The following is a 17232-nucleotide window of genomic DNA, read 5'->3' on the forward strand; positions in this document are numbered from 1 at the left end:
CGTCGGCGGCGGGTCATAGAATCCAATGTCATGAGCGTTGACATCAAACCCCGGAGCCGTGTCGTCACCGATGGCATCCACGCCGCACCAGCGCGCGGAATGCTGCGAGCAGTTGGAATGGGGGACGACGACTTCGTCAAACCCCAGATTGGCGTCGCGAGCTCGTGGAACGAGATCACGCCGTGCAACCTTTCCCTCAACCGGCTCGCCCAAGGCGCCAAGGAGGGCGTGCACGCCGGCGGCGGCTTCCCTATGCAGTTCGGCACCATCTCCGTCTCCGACGGCATCTCCATGGGCCACGAGGGCATGCATTTCTCGCTCGTTTCCCGCGAGGTCATCGCCGACTCGGTGGAGACGGTCATGCAGGCCGAGCGCATCGACGGCTCGGTGCTCCTGGCCGGCTGCGACAAGTCGCTGCCCGGCATGTTGATGGCCGCGGCCCGCCTGAACCTGGCCAGCGTGTTCCTCTATGCCGGCACCATCATGCCCGGCTGGGTCAAGCTGGAGGACGGCACCGAAAAGGACGTCACCCTCATCGACGCGTTCGAAGCGGTGGGTGCCTGCGCTGCCGGCAAGATGTCCAAGGGGGACCTTGACCGCATCGAACGGGCCATCTGCCCGGGCGAAGGAGCCTGCGGCGGCATGTACACGGCCAACACCATGGCCTGCATCGGCGAAGCCCTCGGGATGTCGCTGCCGGGCTCGGCCGCCCCGCCCAGCGCTGACCGCCGCCGGGACGCTTTCGCGCACAAATCCGGCGAGGCCGCGGTCAACCTGCTGCGCCTGGGGATCACCGCCCGCGACATCATGACCAAGAAGGCCTTCGAAAACGCTATCGCCGTCACCATGGCATTCGGCGGCTCCACCAACGCGGTGCTGCACCTGCTCGCCATCGCCCGCGAAGCCGAGGTGGACCTCACCTTGGAGGACTTCAACCGGATCGGCGAGAAGATCCCGCACCTGGGTGACCTGAAGCCCTTCGGCCGCTACGTGATGACCGACGTCGACCGTGTCGGCGGCGTCCCTGTCATCATGCGGGCGCTGCTGGACGCCGGGCTCATCCACGGCGACTGCCTCACGGTCACGGGACGCACCGTGGCGGAGAACCTGGCCGAAATCAACCCGCCGGACCTCGACGGCAAGATCCTGCGCGCGCTGGACAACCCGATCCACAAGACCGGCGGCCTGACCGTGCTCAAGGGCTCACTCGCCCCGGACGGCGCGGTCGTGAAGACTGCAGGCTTCGACGCCGAGGTCTTCGAGGGAACCGCCCGCGTCTTCGAGCGCGAACAGGGCGCCCTGAACGCACTCGACAAGGGCGAAATCCAGAAGGGCGACGTCGTCGTCATCCGGTACGAGGGCCCCAAGGGCGGCCCCGGCATGCGCGAAATGCTCGCCATCACCGGCGCCATCAAGGGTGCCGGCCTGGGCAAGGACGTGCTCTTGCTCACCGACGGCCGGTTCTCCGGCGGCACCACCGGGCTGTGCATCGGTCACGTCGCTCCCGAGGCGGTCGACGGCGGCCCGATCGCCTTCGTCAAGGACGGCGACCGCATCCGCGTGGACATTCCGAACAAGTCCTTCGACCTGCTGGTGGACGAAGCTGAGCTGGAGCAGCGCAAGGTCGGCTGGGAGCCCCTGCCGGCCACGTACACCAAGGGTGTGCTCGCCAAGTACGCCAAGCTCGTGCACTCCGCCGCCGAGGGCGCGTTCTGCGGCTAAGGCCACCTGCTGGACGCCAGCGTCCGCATGGTGAGACGGGTGTCACCCGGATTGACACCCGTCTCACCGAGGGGAAAACTGATCGCATGCGCACCGCTACCGACGTCGTCGTACTTATTACCAAGCGCGTGGCCCGATAAGGCCCGACTGGTAACGATCCGTCACGCGCAACCCCTCGGATAGCCGCAAGGCTGAGGGGTTTTTTTATTCCCTCCAGCGGCCCGCACGCACGAGACAAACCACGCACCAAGAGATCCACCGAAGGAAGAGCCCGATGAGCAAAGGATCGCCCGTCAGCCCCTCGCTGATGGCCACTAAGCCCTCAGGTGCCCCCGCGGAGCACCGCGACGCGGCACCAGCCAGCGACACCCATGCCGCGTCCGTAGCAGGCTCTGCCGTCCTCGGTCCGAACAATGTCGTCGCGCCGGTGGAAATGACCGGCGCCGAGGCGATTGTCCGCTCGCTGGAAGAACTGGGCGTCACCGACGTGTTCGGTCTGCCGGGCGGCGCCATCCTGCCCACCTACGACCCGCTCTTCGCCTCGAAGCTGAACCACATCCTGGTCCGGCACGAACAGGGCGCCGGGCATGCGGCCGAGGGCTACGCCATGGTCACCGGTGAGGTGGGCGTCTGCATCGCCACCTCCGGGCCCGGGGCCACCAACCTGGTCACCGCCATCATGGACGCCCACATGGACTCCGTGCCGATCGTCGCCATCACCGGCCAGGTCTCCTCCGCCGTTATCGGCTCGGACGCCTTCCAGGAGGCGGACATCGTCGGCATCACCATGCCGATCACCAAGCACTCGTACCTGGTGACCGACCCCGAGGACATCCCGCGTGTCATGGCCGAGGCCTTCCACCTCGCTTCGACCGGCCGCCCGGGGCCCGTGCTGGTGGACGTGGCCAAGGACGCGCAGCAGGCGAAGATGACCTTCTCCTGGCCGCCGAAGATCGAGCTGCCCGGCTACCGGCCCGTGCTGCGCGGCCACTCCAAGCAGGTGCGGGAGGCCGCCAAGCTGATTGCCGCTGCCACCAAGCCGGTGCTCTACGTGGGCGGCGGCGTCATCAAAGCCCACGCGTCCCGGGAACTGAGGGAACTGGCGGAGCTGACCGGCGCACCGGTCGTCACCACGCTGCAGGCCCGCGGCGCCTTCCCCGATTCGCACGAGCAGCACGTCGGGATGCCCGGCATGCACGGTTCGGTCTCCGCCGTGACGGCGCTGCAGCAGGCGGACCTCCTCATCACCCTCGGGGCGCGCTTCGACGACCGCGTGACGGGCGTGCTCAGCACCTTCGCCCCGCATGCCAAGGTCATCCACGCCGACATCGACCCGGCGGAAATCTCCAAGAACCGCGTGGCCGATGTGCCGATCGTCGGGTCCGTAAAGGAAATCATCCCGGACCTCACGCAGGCCGTCCGCGCGCAGTTCGAGAGCGCCGGCAAGCCGGAGCTGGCGGACTGGTGGCGGTTCCTGAACAACCTGCGCGAGACCTACCCGCTTGGCTACACCGAGCCCTCGGACGGGCTGACGGCGCCGCAGAAGGTCATCAAGCGCATCGGCGAGCTGACCGGGCCTGAGGGGATCTTCGTCGCCGGCGTGGGCCAGCACCAGATGTGGTCCGCGCAGTTCATCAAATACGAGCGCCCGCACGCCTGGCTGAACTCGGGAGGCGCAGGGACGATGGGGTACTCCGTCCCCGCGGCGATGGGCGCCAAGGTGGGCAGCCCGAACCGTGTGGTGTGGGCCATCGACGGCGACGGCTGCTTCCAGATGACCAACCAGGAGCTGGCCACCTGCACGATCAACAACATCCCGATCAAGGTCGCGGTGATCAACAACTCGTCGCTGGGCATGGTGCGCCAGTGGCAGACCCTCTTCTACGAGGGCCGCTACTCGAACACGGACCTGAACACCGGCCACGACACCGTGCGCGTGCCCGACTTCGTCAAGCTGGCTGAAGCCTACGGCTGCGCCGCACTGCGCTGCGAGCGGGACGAGGACATCGACGCCACGATCCAGCAGGCGCTGGAGATCAACGACCGGCCCGTCGTCATCGACTTCGTCGTCAGCCCCGACTCCATGGTGTGGCCGATGGTCCCCGCGGGCGTGAGCAACGACCTGATCCAGATTGCCCGCAACCTGACCCCGCAGTGGGAAGAGGAGGACTGACCATGGCACGGCACACCCTGTCCGTTCTGGTGGAAGACAAGCCCGGCGTGCTCACCCGCGTGGCCAGCCTCTTCGCCCGGCGCGCATTCAACATCCATTCTTTGGCGGTCGGTGTGACGGAGGTCGAGGGGATTTCCCGGATGACCGTCGTCGTCGACGCCGAAGGTGACCTGCTGGAGCAGGTCACCAAACAGCTGAACAAGCTCATCAATGTGATCAAGATCGTTGAGCTCGTTCCCGAGACTTCCGTGCAGCGCGACCACATCCTGGTCAAGGTACGCGCGGATGCCGCGACACGTCTGCAGGTCACCCAGGCTGCGGACCTCTTCAGGGCCTCTGTTGTCGATGTCTCCACCGAGGCACTGGTGATCGAAGCCACCGGCGACGCCGAAAAGATCAATGCGCTGCTGTCAGTGCTTGAACCCTTCGGCATCCGCGAAATCGTGCAGTCCGGCACCTTGGCCGTAGGACGGGGATCCCGTTCGATGAGCGACCGCGCGCTGCGGTCCGCCTGACCCCAAAGACAGCTAGAAACCCAAACGAGGAGATATCCAAAGTGACTGATCTGTATTACGACGACGACGCCGACCTGTCGATCATCCAGGGCCGCACCGTCGCCGTCATCGGCTACGGCAGCCAGGGCCACGCCCACGCCCTGAGCCTGCGCGACTCCGGCGTCGACGTCCGCGTCGGCCTGCAGGAGGACTCGAAGTCCCGCGCCAAGGCCGAGGCCGAGGGCCTGCGCGTGCTCAACGTCGCCGACGCCGTTGCCGAGGCGGACCTGATCATGGTCCTCACCCCGGACCAGGTCCAGCGCCACGTCTACGCCGAGGACATTGCCCCGAACCTGCAGGCCGGCGACGCCCTGTTCTTCGGCCACGGCTTCAACATCCGCTACGGCTACATCAAGCCCCCGGCCGGCGTCGACGTCGCCCTCGTGGCTCCGAAGGGACCGGGCCACATCGTGCGCCGCGAGTTCGAAGCCGGCCGCGGCGTGCCGGACCTGATCGCCGTCGAGCAGAACCCGTCGGGCAAGGCCAAGGAACTCGCGCTTTCCTACGCGAAGGCCATCGGCGGCACCCGCGCCGGCGTCATCGAGACCACCTTCACCGAAGAGACCGAGACCGACCTCTTCGGCGAGCAGGCCGTGCTCTGCGGCGGCACCTCCCAGCTGATCCAGTACGGCTTCGAGGTCCTGACCGAGGCCGGCTACAAGCCGGAGGTTGCCTACTTCGAGGTGCTGCACGAGCTCAAGCTCATCGTGGACCTGATGGTCGAAGGCGGCATCGCCAAGCAGCGCTGGAGCGTTTCCGACACGGCCGAGTACGGCGACTACGTCTCCGGCCCGCGGGTGATCGACCCGCACGTGAAGGAGAACATGAAGGCTGTCCTGAAGGACATCCAGGACGGCACCTTCGCCAAGCGCTTCATTGACGACCAGGACGCCGGGGCTCCGGAGTTCAAGGCGCTGCGCAAGAAGGGCGAGGACCACCCGATCGAGGCCACCGGCCGCGAGCTGCGCAAGCTGTTCTCCTGGATCAAGAACGAGGACGACTACACCGAAGGCTCCGTCGCCCGCTAGCCCGGCGGTCCTGCACAGGATCCGGAGGCGCCAAACGAGGCCGGGTTCACACGTCACAGTGTGAACCCGGCCTTCGTGCGCTTATAGACTTGCATCATCCCGTTCCTGCAGGCCCGTGCCGAGCCGGCAGGCACAGAGCCCCGAGTACTGAGCTGAGGAATCGTCCGTGACCGAAGTAAATGGCCGTAAGCCCGTCGTCCTTCTCGCCGAGGAATTGTCGCCCGCCACCGTGGATGCGCTGGGCCCGGATTTCGAGATCCGGCAGACCGACGGCGCCGACCGCTCCCAGCTGCTCTCCGCCATCGCCGACGCCGATGCCATCCTCGTCCGTTCCGCCACGCAGGTCGACGCCGAAGCGATCGCCGCCGCGCCGCAGCTGAAGGTCATCGCCCGCGCCGGCGTGGGCCTGGACAACGTGGACATCAAGGCCGCCACCCAGGCCGGCGTCATGGTCGTCAACGCCCCCACCTCCAACATCGTCTCCGCGGCCGAGCTGACCATCGGACACATCCTCAGCCTGGCCCGCCACATCCCGGCCGCCAGCGCCGCGCTGAAGAACGGGGAGTGGAAGCGCTCCAAGTACACCGGCGTGGAGCTGTTCGAGAAGAAGGTCGGCATCATCGGCCTGGGCCGGATCGGCGCCCTGATCGCGGCACGGCTGCAGGCCTTCGAAACCAAGATCCTCGCCTACGACCCCTACGTCACCTCAGCCAGGGCAGCGCAGCTGGGCGTGCAGCTCGTCTCCCTCGATGAGCTTCTCGAGCAGTCCGACTTCATTTCCATCCACATGCCCAAGACCCCGGAGACCGTGGGCATGATCGGCGCCGCGGCGTTCGAGAAGATGAAGAACACCGCGTACATCATCAACGTCGCCCGCGGCGGACTGGTGGACGAAGCCGAGCTGTACACCGCCCTGAAGGAAGGCAGGATCGCCGGCGCCGGCATCGACGTGTTCGTCAAGGAGCCCAGCACGGACCTGCCGTTCTTTGGCCTGGACAACGTCGTCGTCACCCCGCACCTGGGCGCCTCCACCGACGAGGCGCAGGAAAAGGCCGGCATCTCGGTGGCGAAATCGGTCCGCCTTGCCCTGGCCGGCGAACTCGTGCCCGACGCCGTGAACGTCGCCGGCGGCGTCATCGCCTCCGACGTCCGTCCCGGCATCCCGCTGATCGAGAAGCTCGGCCGCGTCTTCACCGCCCTCACGCACGACTCGGTGACCCAGATCGACGTCGAGGTTGCGGGCGAGATCGCCGTCCATGACGTCAAGGCCCTGGAACTGGCGGCCCTGAAGGGCGTCTTCAAGGACATCGTCTCCGAGCAGGTCTCCTACGTGAACGCTCCGGTGCTGGCCGAGCAGCGCGGCGTCAACACGCGCCTGATCACCACCACCGAGTCCCCGGACTACCGCAACGTGCTCACCATCCGCGGCGCCCTCTCGGACGGCACCCAGGTGTCCGTGGCCGGCACCCTCACCGGGCCCAAGCAGATCCAGAAGCTGGTCAGCGTCAACGGCTACGACATCGAGATCCCGATCAGCGAGCACCTGCTGGTCATCTCCTACCAGGACCGCCCCGGCGTCGTTGGCACCCTCGGCCGGATCCTGGGCGAGAACGGCGTCAACATCGCCGGGATGCAGGTGGCCCGCAACGCCGAAGGCGGTCAGGCACTGTCCCTGCTGACCGTGGACAGCTCGGTCCCGCAGGACGTCCTCGACTCGGTCAAGGACTCCATCGGCGCCTCCATGGCCCGCGAAGTCGACCTCGCGGACTAAGCTCTGCTGGTTCACCGAAGGCCTGGCTTCGCCGGCGGCCACGCGCCGCGGGGGTGCTTTGCGTAGGCGGCTTTAATACTTGGGAGGGCGCTCTACGCCCGAGCAAGTTTCGTTGCCGCCGGCAAAGCAGCTCCGCGGCGTGCCCCGCGCCCCGTACCGCTGGTAACGATGCGGCACAGGGGAGCGAATCGGGGTAACTTTCTAGGGTGACATCTGCAGACTCGAAGACGCCGTACTACCTCACGACCGCCATCACGTACCCGAACGGGGTGCCGCACATCGGGCACGCGTACGAGTACATCGCCACCGATGCGATGGCGCGCTTCAAGCGGCTCGACGGCTACGACGTGTTCTTCCTGACCGGCACCGACGAACACGGGCTGAAGATCCAGCAGACCGCCGAGCGCGAGGGGCTCACCCCGCGGGAGCTCGTGGACCGCAACGTCGCCGTGTTCAAGGACACGCACAAGGCCCTGCAGATCTCCTACGACCGCTTCATCCGCACCACGGACGAGGACCATTACGCCGCCTCCCAGGCGCTGTGGAAGAAGATGGAAGAAGCCGGGGACATCTACTTGTCCAAGTACGCCGGCTGGTACTCGGTGCGGGACGAGACCTACTACGGCGAGGACGAGATCGAACTCCGGGAGGACGGCAAGCGCTACTCCAAGGAGACGGACACGGAGCTGACCTGGACCGAAGAGGAGTCCTACTTCTTCCGGCTCTCCGCCTACCAGGACAAGCTGCTGGCGCTCTACGCCGACCAGCCGGAGTTCGCCGCTCCGCACACCCGGTTCAACGAGGTCATCAGCTTCGTCAAGCGCGGGCTGGAGGACCTGTCCATCAGCCGTACTACCTTCGACTGGGGCGTTCCCGTGCCGGGCAACCCCGAGCACGTGATGTACGTCTGGGTGGACGCGCTGACCAACTACCTCACCGGCGTCGGCTACCCCGACGTCGACTCGGAACGGTTCCGGAAGTTCTGGCCCGCGGATGTGCACGTGATCGGCAAGGACATCTCCCGCTTCCACGCCATCTACTGGCCGGCGTTCCTGATGTCCGCCGGGCTCGAGCTGCCCAAGCGGGTCATGATCCACGGCTTCCTGCACAACAACGGCGTCAAGATGTCCAAGTCGCTCGGCAACGTCGTGGCGCCGGCGGACTGGGTGGCCCAGTACGGCCTGGACCAGGTGCGCTTCTTCCTGCTGCGTGAGGTGCCCTTCGGCGCCGACGGTTCCTACAACCACGAGGCCGTCGTCGGGCGGATGAACGCGGACCTCGCGAACAACCTGGGCAACCTCGCGCAGCGGAGCCTGTCCATGGTGGCCAAGAACTGCGAGGGCAAGGTTCCCCAGCCCGGCACGCTGGCCCCCGAGGACCACGAGCTGCTGGCCAAGGCCGAGCGGCTGCTGGAGAAGTCCCGGGCCGCTTATGAGGTCCAGCACTTCCACGCGGCCCTGGAAGCGATCTGGACCGTGCTGGGGGAGACCAACGCGTACTTCGCGGACCAGGCGCCGTGGGTGCTGCGCAAGACCGACGTCGAACGCATGAACACGGTGCTGTATGTCACGCTCGAGGTGCTGCGGATCGTGGCGCTGCTCGTGCAGCCCGTGATGCCCTCATCGGCGGGAAAGCTGCTGACGCTGCTCGGCCAGCCCGAGGACGCCCGCCAGTTCAGCGCCATCGCGCACGCGATCGTCCCCGGCGTCGAGCTGCCCGCCCCCGCGCCCGTCTTCCCGCGCTACGAGGAGCCGGCCGAAGCCTGACCCCTGAGGTGCGAACGGCCAGGGACGGCGACCTTCCGCGAGCGGAAGCCGCCGTCCCTGGCCGTTCGGCGTTGGGGGAGGGGTGCTAGCGGGCCCGGCTGCGGTCGAATTCCTCGGCGAGGCTGCCCTTGGCCAGCCGGAACCGGCGGTCCGTCTTGCGGGCCAGCGCCATGTCGTGGGTGACCACGAGGACAGTGGTGTTCTGCGTGCGGGTGAGCGAGCGCAGCAGTTCGATGATCAGCTCACCGGTCTGCTCGTCCAGGTTTCCGGTGGGCTCGTCCGCCAGGATGATCTTGGGGTTGTTGGCCAGCGCCCGGGCGATCGAGACCCGCTGCTGCTGGCCGCCGGAGAGCCGGTTGGCCTTGCGGTCGTGGACGTCCGCTTCCAGTTCCACCTGCTCCAGCAGCTCCGCCGCGCGGGCCTGCCGCTCCGAACGCCTGACCCGCGCGAACTCCATCGGCAGCATCACGTTTTCCTTGGCTGTCAGGTTCGGCACCAGGTTGTACTGCTGGAAGACGAACCCGATGTCGTTGCGCCGGTAGGCGGTGAGCTTGCCGTCGGGCAGGGTGCTCACGTTCACGCCGTCGACCATGACGTCGCCGCTGGTTGCCTTGTCGAGGGCGCCCAGCAGCGAGAGCAGGGTGCTCTTGCCGCTGCCGCTCTTGCCGAGGATCGCGGCAAAGGTGCCCTGCTCCAGGCTGAAACTGACGTCGTTGACCGGCTTGATCGTGTGGTCGCCGGACTTGAACTGCTTGCTGACGTTGCGTACTTCCAACATGGCTTACTCTCCTCGCAGAACTTCGATGGGGCGGACCTTGGCGGTGAGCCAGGCAGGGACCAGGGCGCCGAGCGCGGCGATCAGCAGGACCGCCCCGAGGCCGCCCAGCAGCGTTCCCGGGCCGATGGTCGTGGTGAGGTTTCCGATCAGCTGCGCACCGCCGCCGAAGCCGCCGAAACCGCCGCCGCCGAATCCGCCGCGGCCGCCGCGCGCGCCGGCGGTGGCCGTGTTGGCCGAGACCAGCGCAGAGGCGATGCCGGAGCTGCTGAAGACCGCCACCGCGGTGCCGACCACCGCGCCGATCACCACGAGGACGAGCGCCTCGAGCACGAACTGCAGGCCGATGGTCCGGTTGGGAGCGCCGATGGCCTTCAGCACGCCGATCTCGCGCCGGCGTTCGCGTACCACCATGATCATGATCAGCAGGACGATCAGCCCGGCCGTCACGAGAGCGGCAATGAAGGCGATCAGGGAGATGTTCTGCACGCTGGCCAGGGAACTGACCGCGGAGTCGAGGTTGCGCGAGCCGGCGGTCACGTCCACCCGGGTGCTGCCCAGGGCGTTCGTCAGCGAGGTCTTGGTGGAGTCGACGTTTTCAATGCTGTCGACCTTCACGGTCAGAGCGCTGATCTGTCCCGTCTGGCCGGTCAGCTTCTGTGCCGCCGCGAGCGGCAGGTAAATGCCGTTGTTGTCGAAGACCGTGCCGCCGTCGAAGATTCCCGCCACCGTCATCTTGGTGCTGTCGACGGTGAACGTGGAGCCGACCTTCAGGTTGTTCTTCTGCGCCAGCGTGGTGCCGACGAGCGCCTGGGTCGAAGTTGCTGCAAAGTTGGAGAGCTGCTTGCCGCTGGTGACGTTGATCGTGTTGCCGTTCGCGTCCTCGGTGCCGGCGACGCCGGTCGCCGAGACTGGCAGCGTGAACGTGCGGACAGTCCCGTTGCCGTTGCCCCCGTTGCCCGAGCCGGGGGCGCCCTGGGGACCCTGGCCGGACTGGGCGCCGGACTGGTTCTGACGGTTGCCGAGGGTGCCCGGTTCGACGGCGGACTGCAGGCTCGTGGTGCCGTCTCCGCCGCCCGGTCCGCCCTGCGCGGTTCCTGCCTGCGTGCCTGCTTGGGCCGTCGTCGTCGCCGTCTCCGTGCGCAGCCGCAGGGAGAGTGTCCCGGTAACCGAACTGACGTGGGCCACCGCCTTGGCCTTGGTGACGTCGGCGGCGGTGAGCGGCTCGCCGCCGCCTTGGAACCCGCGGGCCCCCGCCGGGTTGACGGTCAGGTTGTTGCCGACCGAACCCTTCAGGGCACTGATCCTGTCGCCGACGGCCTGGTTGGCGACCAGCATGGACATGGCAAGGCCGATGGCGACCGCCAGGATGACGACGACGGCGCCGCTTCGCACCTTGTTGCGAAAAGCGTTGCCCACACTACGAGCTAGAACACTCAACATTCCTCCAAAGCTCACAAAGGGCGCCATGGTGGCGCCCGGAGCCCAGCATGCCAACGGTAGCTAGGCGTTGACCCCCGGCTCGCTGTGAGCCGGCTGTGAGGACCGGAAGGCATCCACGCTCATCGAAATCCACTTTTTGAGACAGTTTGACCAGCATGTGGAATGTTTCGCTAGGCTGGCGCAATGAGCCCTTCCACTATCAATCTGGCAGTCATTCCCGGCGACGGCATCGGTCCGGAGGTGACCGCCGAGGCCCTCAAGGTCCTTCGCAAGGCGGCAGCCGGCGGGGGCGTGCAGGTGGACAGCACGCAGTATTCACTCGGCGCCGAGCACTGGCTGGCCACCGGGGAGATCCTGCCGGACGCAGTTCTCGCGGATCTGCGCACCAAGGACGCCATCCTCTTCGGGGCAGTGGGGGCCGCCCCCGGCGACACGCGCATCCCCTCAGGGCTGATCGAGCGTGAGCTGCTGCTGAAGCTGCGCTTCACCCTCGACCACTACGTGAACCTGCGCCCGTCCACCCTGTACAAGGCAGTTCCCGGACCGCTGTCCGCGCCCGGCGACGTCGACTTCGTTGTCGTCCGCGAGGGTACCGAGGGTCCGTATGTCGGCAACGGCGGAGCCCTGCGGGCCGGAACGCCCCACGAGATCGCCACCGAGGTGTCGGTCAACACCGCCTTCGGCGTCGAACGACTTGTGCGGGATGCCTTCGCCCGCGCGCAGAGCCGGCCGCGCCGGAAGCTGACCCTCGTGCATAAGCACAACGTGCTGGTCTACGCCGGCCACCTGTGGAAGCGGACGGTCGAAGCCGTGGCTGCAGAGTATCCGGAGGTGACGGTCGACTACCTGCACATCGATGCCGCCACGATCTTCATGGTCACCGACCCGTCCCGGTTCGACGTGATCGTGACCGACAACCTCTTCGGCGACATCATCACCGACCTTGCCGCGGCCATCACCGGCGGGATCGGCCTGGCGGCGTCGGGCAACATCAATCCGGACGGCACAGCGCCGTCGATGTTCGAGCCGGTGCACGGCTCCGCGCCGGATATCGCCGGCCAGCAGAAGGCGGACCCGACGGCGGCCATCCTCTCCGCGGGGCTGCTGCTCGAACATCTCGGCCATGGGGACGCCGCGCGGCGGATCCAGGCGGCCGTGCGGGCCGACATCGACACTCGGGGCACCGCGGTCCGTCCGACGGCCCAGGTCGGGGACGCCATTGCGGCGGCTCTCTAGCCGGCCGCTTTCCGGCGGCCCCGGGGAAGCGGCGCTGGCCGCTCGGCGGGAAGCGAGCGGTACGCTGGGAGTTAACAGGTATTAACCGCACGAGGACGTGCAGCACATCGTGGAGGAACAATGACGCAGACAGATGCGGGCGTCGAATTCGCACAAAAGCTTTCGACGAACCGGCGGACCGAGGAAGAGCGGGCCGCCATCCTGGCCAACCCCGGTTTCGGCAACCACTTCACTGACCACACCGTCATCGTCGACTACAGCGTCGGCGAGGACGGCAAGGGTTCCTGGCACGACGCACGCCTTGAGCCGTACGGACCGATCATGCTCGATCCCTCCGCAGCCGTGCTGCACTACGGCCAGGAGATCTTCGAGGGGCTGAAGGCTTACCGGCACGCGGACGGATCGGTGTGGACATTCCGTGCCGAGAAGAACGCCGAGCGCCTGAACCGTTCCGCAGCCCGTCTGGCGCTGCCGCAGCTGCCGCCGGAGATCTTCCTGGAGGCGCTGCGCCAACTCGTCGGCGCGGACAAGGAGTGGGTCCCGAACGGCGAGGGTGAGAGCCTCTACCTGCGCCCCTTCATGATTGCCACCGAGGCGTTCCTGGGCGTGCGTCCGGCCAAGGAAGTCTCCTTCCGCGTCATCGCCTCGCCCGCCGGCAACTACTTCGGCGGCGAGTTGGCGCCCGTCTCCATCTGGCTCTCCCGCAACTACGCCCGCGCCGGCCGCGGCGGCACCGGAGCGGCCAAGTGCGGCGGCAACTACGCGGCGTCGCTCGCGGCCCAGCTCGAGGCCGAAGCGCACGGCTGCAAGCAGGTCGTCTTCCTTGATGAAGCCAACGACAACGCCGTCGAGGAACTGGGCGGCATGAACGTGTTCTTCGTCTTCAAGGACGGAACCCTGGTCACCCCCGCCCTCACAGGGACCATCCTCGAAGGCGTGACCCGCTCGTCGATCATCCAGCTCGCCGAGGACCGCGGGCTCAAGGTCGAAGAGCGCAAGATCACTCTGGACGAGTGGTGCGAGGGCATCGCGTCCGGCGAGATCACCGAGGTGTTCGCGTGCGGGACTGCCGCCGTCATCACGCCGATCGGCAAGCTCGTCGACGGCGACTCGGTCATCGGCGCCCCGGACGCCAAGGCTGGCGAGGTGACGATGAGCCTGCGTGAGCAGCTGCTCGGCATCCAGACCGGCGCGGTCGAGGACACGCACGGCTGGCTCACCCGCCTGGCCTGACACTCCCGCCGCCAGGTTCCGCCTCCGGGACGAGAGGCAAAAGGGCCCCTTCGCGCGCGAAGGGGCCCTTTTGCGCGCTTTCACCTCCCCGGACGGATGCGCCGGCACTGCAACGTGTCGCGGACGACGGCCAGCACCCACTCCGGCTCGAACATCACGTGCTCCCAGCTGAACCTCAGCACGAGCCAGCCGCGCCGGCCAAGCTCGTTGTGGCGCGTGCAGTCCGCGTGCAGAGCCTTGCGGTGGCCGTGGTGTTCAAAGCTGTCCGCTTCGAGCGCCAGCAGCCGTCGGCGGTCGGCGAGATCCAGGTAGTAGTTCACGCCGGCGTCGCGAACCTGCACCTGCGGCTCGAAACCGTTGAGGCCGGCGTCCAGGCAGATGCCCCGAAGCGCGGACTCGAACGGATTCGCGGCCAGGGCGCTTGCCAACCGCGCCACCCGCAGGGCAGCCGCGCTACCGTGGCCGCGGCGCGCGCAGGCAACCTGCCGCAGCTGCCCGGCGTCGATGCGGCCCAGACGCAGGGCAGAGTCCGCCACCGCAAGGCCCTCCCGGAACGGCAGGCTGGCAGCGCAGTCGAGCACTGTGCGCAGCGGACTGGTGACGGCGACGCCGGGGCCGCGGTGGAAGACGTCCGTCCCGGCCAGGCGGGCGTAGTGGAACCGCACGTCCTCGACCGCTTCCGGGTGCGCCGACGGACGGACCGTCAGATGCACCGCCGTCGGCCCCGCCACCATCGGCAGCTCCCAGATGGCCGCAGCTGACGCTTGCGATAGCACGCCGCCCGTTGCTGCTGCCGCCAGCTCGGCTGCCGGAAGCGGCGGCAGCATGTACAGCCCGCGACGGAGCCGCAGCAGGCGCCCGGCGGCCGCACTCTTGCGCAGGGCGTGCACGCCGGCGAGACGCACGAGGTCCTCCCGCCAGGCAGTGCCGCCCATCAGCTGTGCCACGCGCTCCGGTGTATGCATGGGCCGAGCATGAACCGGACCTGCGTCTTTTGCGCCCTTGCCTGGTGGAAATGTTGGCAAGCGGGACGCCGTCGGCCCTCTGGAGGAGCAGACGCGATCCGCCTGAGGAGGTGGAACGGGCATTCCCGGCGCGAAGGGTGCCGCTGGGGGAGTTTCACTTCCGGGGCGGATGCCGGAACGACGCCAAGGCCACTGTGTAAAGTCGTACCCATGCGTATCGCCCGGTTTGTTGTGGATTCTGACCCCCTGTACGGCATCGTCGAAGGCGCCCCCGGCGAAGAAGAAGTCACCGTCATCAGCGGCGACCCGTTCTTCGGCGGTATCGAGCGGACGGCCGTCCGGCACAAGCTGGAGGACGTCCGGTTGCTCGCGCCGATCATCCCGCGCAGCAAGGTGATCGGCATCGGGCGGAACTACGCCGAACACGCCCGGGAACTGGGCAACGAGGTGCCGCAGTCCCCGCTGATGTTCCTCAAGCCCAACACCTCCGTGGCGGGCCCGGGGGACCCGATCGTGCTGCCGGACTTCTCGGACGAGATCTCCTATGAGGCGGAGCTGTGCGTCGTCATCGGCCGGATCTGCAAGGACGTGCCCGTCGAGCGCGTCGACGAGGTCGTCTTCGGCTACACCTGCGGCAATGACCTGACCGCGCGCGACGCGCAGCGGACCGACAACCAGTGGGCGCGGGCCAAGGGCTTCGACACCGCCGCGCCCCTCGGGCCGTGGATCGAAACGCAGCTGGACACGGAGAGCCTCGCGGTCAAGGGTTACCTCGACGGCGAGCTCAAGCAGGACGGCAACACGGACCAGATGATCTGGGGCGTGAAGGAGCTCGTTTCCTACGTCTCGCGCGCCTTCACCCTGCTGCCCGGCGACGTCATCATGACCGGCACGCCGGCCGGCGTCGGCCTGATCGAGGCCGGGCAGCGGTACGACGTCGAAATCGAGGGGATCGGCCGGCTGTCCAACCCGGCCGTGCGCCGGTAACGGCCGCAACGGCCGGATGCCTGCCCGCGGGCGCACCGGGCAGGCCGTAAACTGAGAACCATTATGACTACCTCTGCTGGAATCCCCACCGTCACCCCCGACACCCCGGTCCGCGTCCGGTTCTGCCCGTCCCCGACAGGCACCCCGCACGTCGGCCTGATCCGCACGGCACTCTTCAACTGGGCCTACGCCCGGCATGTGAAGGGCACCTTCGTGTTCCGGATCGAGGACACGGACGCGCAGCGGGACAGCGAGGAAAGCTACAACCAGCTGCTGGATGCGCTCAAATGGCTCGGGATCAGCTGGGAAGAGGGTGTCGAGGTCGGTGGACCGCACGCCCCGTACCGCCAGTCGCAGCGCCTGGACCTTTACCAGGACGTGCTGGCCAAGCTTCGGGCCGCGGGACACCTGTATGAGTCCTACTCGACGCCGGAGGAGATCGAGGCGCGGCACCGCGCCGAGGGCCGCGACATCAAGCTCGGCTACGACAACTACGACCGCAACCTCTCCGAGGAGCAGATCGAGGCGTTCAAGGCCGAGGGCCGCAAGCCGGTGCTCCGCCTGCGCATGCCCGACGACGACATCGTGTTCGAGGACCTGATCCGCGGCGAAATCACGTTCAAGGCCGGCAGCGTCCCGGACTTCGTGGTGGTGCGCGCCGACGGTTCGCCGCTGTACTCATTCGTCAACCCCGTCGACGACGCCCTGATGGGCATCACCCATGTGCTCCGCGGCGAGGACCTGCTCTCCTCGACGCCCCGCCAGATCGTGCTGTACCACGCCCTGCACGACATCGGCGTCGCCCAGTACCTTCCGCTTTTCGGGCACCTGCCCTACGTGATGGGTGAGGGGAACAAGAAGCTCTCCAAGCGGGACCCGCAGTCCAACCTGTTCCTGCACCGCGAGCGGGGCTTCATTCCGGAAGGCCTGCTCAACTACCTGTCCCTGCTGGGCTGGTCGCTGAGCTCGGATGAGGACATCTTCACGGTGGAGCAGCTGATCGAGCACTTCGACGTCCGGGACGTGCTTCCCAACCCGGCCCGCTTCGACCACAAGAAGGCCGAGGCCATCAACGGCACGCACATCCGCATGCTCGCGGCCGAGGACTTCCGCAACCGGCTGGTGCCGTACCTTCAGGCCGCGGGCCTGGTCGGCGACACCCTGACCGCCCGCGAGGAGGAGATCCTCACCGAGGCCGCCCCGCTGGTGCAGGAGCGCATCGCCGTGCTCGGCGAGGCCCCGGAGATGCTCGCGTTCCTGTTCAAGGCCGACGACGCGATCGACATTGCCGACGACGCGCGCAAGGGCCTGCCCGAGAATCTTTCCGAGGTGCTCGATGCCGGGCTCTCCGCCCTCGAACCGATCACCGGGGCCGACTGGACCGCCGAGAACCTGCAGGCGGCGCTGCGCCAGGCGCTGGTGGAGGAGCTCGGCATCAAGCCCCGGCTTGCCTTCGGCCCGATCCGCACCGCGGTGTCCGGCCGGCGCATCTCGCCGCCGCTGTTCGAGTCGATGGTGATCCTGGGCAAGGATTCCTCGCTGGCCCGCATCAAGGCTTTCCGCGGCTGAGGGACAGCCC

At 67.6% G+C, this 17232-nt stretch carries 13 protein-coding genes; 10 read left to right on the plus strand and 3 right to left on the minus strand.

Annotated elements, in window-relative coordinates; translation table 11 throughout:
- Positions 1-30: 30 nt before the first annotated feature.
- From ilvD to metG, 6 genes are all read left to right on the plus strand, one after another.
- Entirely contained in the window at positions 31-1722 is a 1692-nt protein-coding gene (ilvD, locus tag KIH31_RS11325) for a dihydroxy-acid dehydratase (RefSeq protein WP_214427203.1), read from the plus strand.
- Positions 1723-1996: 274 nt separating this feature from the next.
- Positions 1997-3895: an acetolactate synthase large subunit gene (locus KIH31_RS11330; protein ID WP_214427204.1), complete on the plus strand. Its 1899-nt coding sequence runs from the start codon at positions 1997-1999 to the stop codon at positions 3893-3895.
- A 2-nt stretch (positions 3896-3897) separates the two neighbouring features.
- Entirely contained in the window at positions 3898-4410 is a 513-nt protein-coding gene (gene ilvN, locus KIH31_RS11335; RefSeq protein ID WP_214427205.1) for an acetolactate synthase small subunit, read from the plus strand.
- A 41-nt stretch (positions 4411-4451) separates the two neighbouring features.
- Positions 4452-5477, plus strand: a complete 1026-nt coding sequence (ilvC, locus tag KIH31_RS11340; protein WP_214427206.1) for a ketol-acid reductoisomerase — start codon at positions 4452-4454, stop codon at positions 5475-5477.
- A 166-nt stretch (positions 5478-5643) separates the two neighbouring features.
- A complete protein-coding gene (gene serA / locus KIH31_RS11345; RefSeq protein WP_214427207.1) occupies positions 5644-7248 on the plus strand; it encodes a phosphoglycerate dehydrogenase in 1605 nt (534 codons plus the stop codon).
- Positions 7249-7454: 206 nt separating this feature from the next.
- Positions 7455-9014, plus strand: a complete 1560-nt coding sequence (gene metG, locus KIH31_RS11350) for a methionine--tRNA ligase (protein WP_214427208.1) — start codon at positions 7455-7457, stop codon at positions 9012-9014.
- Positions 9015-9099: 85 nt separating this feature from the next.
- Here the strand turns inward: metG and KIH31_RS11355 are convergent, their stop codons facing one another.
- Both KIH31_RS11355 and KIH31_RS11360 read right to left on the minus strand, forming a co-directional pair.
- Positions 9100-9792 carry an ABC transporter ATP-binding protein gene (locus KIH31_RS11355; RefSeq protein WP_214427209.1) on the minus strand — a complete coding sequence of 231 codons (693 nt, stop codon included), beginning with the start codon at positions 9790-9792 and terminating at the stop codon, positions 9100-9102.
- A 3-nt stretch (positions 9793-9795) separates the two neighbouring features.
- Entirely contained in the window at positions 9796-11229 is a 1434-nt protein-coding gene (locus KIH31_RS11360; protein WP_214427210.1) for an ABC transporter permease, read from the minus strand.
- A gap of 186 nt (positions 11230-11415) precedes the next feature.
- Here KIH31_RS11360 and KIH31_RS11365 point away from each other — a divergent pair, with 186 nt between their 5' ends.
- Both KIH31_RS11365 and KIH31_RS11370 read left to right on the plus strand, forming a co-directional pair.
- The gene (locus tag KIH31_RS11365) at positions 11416-12468 is read left to right on the plus strand and encodes a 3-isopropylmalate dehydrogenase (RefSeq protein WP_214427211.1); all 1053 of its coding nucleotides are present in this window, start codon (positions 11416-11418) and stop codon (positions 12466-12468) included.
- A gap of 120 nt (positions 12469-12588) precedes the next feature.
- Positions 12589-13701, plus strand: a complete 1113-nt coding sequence (locus tag KIH31_RS11370; protein ID WP_214427212.1) for a branched-chain amino acid aminotransferase — start codon at positions 12589-12591, stop codon at positions 13699-13701.
- Positions 13702-13781: 80 nt separating this feature from the next.
- Here KIH31_RS11370 and KIH31_RS11375 read toward each other — a convergent pair whose 3' ends face one another.
- Complete coding sequence (locus KIH31_RS11375; protein WP_214427213.1) at positions 13782-14666, minus strand: endonuclease domain-containing protein; 885 nt, start codon at positions 14664-14666, stop codon at positions 13782-13784.
- Positions 14667-14876: 210 nt separating this feature from the next.
- On the opposite strand from KIH31_RS11375, the gene KIH31_RS11380 reads away from it, so the two are divergent.
- Positions 14877-15653 (plus strand): fumarylacetoacetate hydrolase family protein, encoded by a 777-nt coding sequence (locus KIH31_RS11380; protein ID WP_214427214.1) that lies wholly within the window; start codon positions 14877-14879, stop codon positions 15651-15653.
- A gap of 63 nt (positions 15654-15716) precedes the next feature.
- Positions 15717-17222, plus strand: coding sequence for a glutamate--tRNA ligase (gene gltX / locus KIH31_RS11385; RefSeq protein WP_214427215.1), 1506 nt, complete (start codon positions 15717-15719; stop codon positions 17220-17222).
- Positions 17223-17232 lie beyond the last annotated feature (10 nt).

The organism is Paenarthrobacter sp. DKR-5 (assembly GCF_018531425.1).
Lineage (GTDB): Bacteria > Actinomycetota > Actinomycetes > Actinomycetales > Micrococcaceae > DKR-5.